Raw genomic sequence first — 1,790 nt, 5'->3', positions numbered from 1 at the left:
TGAACACTTAAAATTATCGAATAATTCCTATTCTTCAGACCAAATTTCATTTGATGCAAAAATTAAAAATGTTCATTTTGTTGGTTCAAAAAGAGTAGTTGAGTGTGTATCAGGTTCTCAGGAGATTATTATTAATCTACCTGATGAAGAAATTTTGGATTATTTAACTGAAAGTAGTATTTCCTTGAGTGTTAGGAAGGACTTGGTTAGAGTACTCTAAACCAACAGCTATTGATCCTCTACAATTTTCCATAGTTGTTATCATCGTCTGGGCAATCGGCCAACAACAGCCGCCGATTGCAAGTGAGGATTATAAATAACAGCTATAGCAAAGGTAAGTATCCTTCAGGTAAGTAAATACAATAATTGGTTTATCCTAGTCATGTTTATTTCTTTATTAGGAATAATATTCATTCCTGATGTAATGCTATATATTCCTAGATTAATAATCTAGTAAATTTAACTATAAGGGAGATATAAAAAATGAATTTTACAAATGTTGTACAAACTATTGAAACTCATACTTTTGGAGAGCCTACAAGAATTATTAATGGTGGATTATTAAAACTTAAGGGAAATACTGTAGCAGAGCAAAGAGACTATATGGCAGAACACTATGAATGGTTCCGTAACGCTCTCATTCANNCTCGTGGACATCGTGATATGTTTGGAGCAGTTTTGTTACCTCCTCTTCGAGATGATGTTGATTTTGGAGTCATTTATATGGATAATACAAACTTTTTAAATATGTGTGGGCATGCAACAATAGGGGTAGCAACTGCAATAGTTGAAACTGGATTAGTGGAAGTGAAAGGTCCAGTAACTGAACTTGTTTTAGAAACACCTGCCGGCCTCGTTTATCCCCGAGTAAAAGTTGAAAATGGCCGTGTTGAGTCAGTGACTTTTACAAATGTTCCAGGATTCCTTGAACAAAGGGACGTTGTAATAGATGCAGGAGAGATTGGAGAAATTACAGTTGATATTAGTTTCGGTGGTAACTATTTTGCATGGGTTAATATTGAACAGTTAAATGAAGAAATCCATGTTTCAAATGGAACAAAACTTAAAGCATTGGCGAAAATTATTAAACAGCATGTAAATGAACAGGTAAAAGTACAACATCCTACTAAACCTTATATTAACTATATTGATATTGTCACTTTTTATGGAAAGCCTCAGCTTTATCCGGAAGCTACATATAAGAATGTTCATATGTTTAGTGAACAGCAAGCTGACAGATCACCTGGTGGTACTGGGACAACAGCGATGGTCGCAAGAATGGTTGGAAGAAATGAATTAGATTTAAATGAAGAAGTAATCTGCGAGGGATTTGTTGGTGGTAAATTTATTGGAAAAGCTACTGAACGCACAATGCTTGGCGAAAAAGATGCAGTTATTACAGAAATAACTGGATCAGCCTTTATTACAGGATTCCAAAATATTTTAATTGATCCAAACGATCCATTTAAACACGGATTTATTGTAGATTAATATCACTAGATATGTTGAGGCGAAGAGCGATCTAACAAATCGTCTCTTCGCTTTTTTGTAAAATACATTTTAAACTAGACAAATAATATACAAAATATATGTTCAATTCGCCTTTCTATATGTTTATACACATCATTTAATATAAAAAAATTACAACCTATATTATTTTACACAAATTTTACACATTGCTTCTGCAAAGCCTTATTAAATCAATATTTTGACCGTTTTTTCGCCCTCGACCACTGGTATCTTTAGGTAAAAAGAGTTCATTTAAAAATAATAAAACACTCACAATTGTT

The 1,790-nt window shown here is 33.1% G+C and carries 2 protein-coding genes; both read left to right on the top strand.

The window, feature by feature from the left end; all coding sequences use genetic code 11:
* Positions 1-220 (top strand): hypothetical protein (locus V7149_RS25120; RefSeq protein WP_335348289.1); only part of this gene is annotated, 220 nt, incomplete at its 5' end.
* A 263-nt stretch (positions 221-483) separates the two neighbouring features.
* A complete protein-coding gene (locus V7149_RS25115; RefSeq protein WP_335348288.1) occupies positions 484-1,491 on the top strand; it encodes a proline racemase family protein in 1,008 nt (335 codons plus the stop codon).
* Positions 1,492-1,790: the final 299 nt, after the last annotated feature.

Source organism: Bacillus sp. JJ1503 (assembly GCF_036965125.1).
In the GTDB taxonomy this organism is placed as follows: Bacteria; Bacillota; Bacilli; order Bacillales; family Cytobacillaceae; genus Cytobacillus.
Note: the sequence above shows the minus strand (reverse complement) of the source record. Positions and strands in the feature narration are given on the sequence as shown.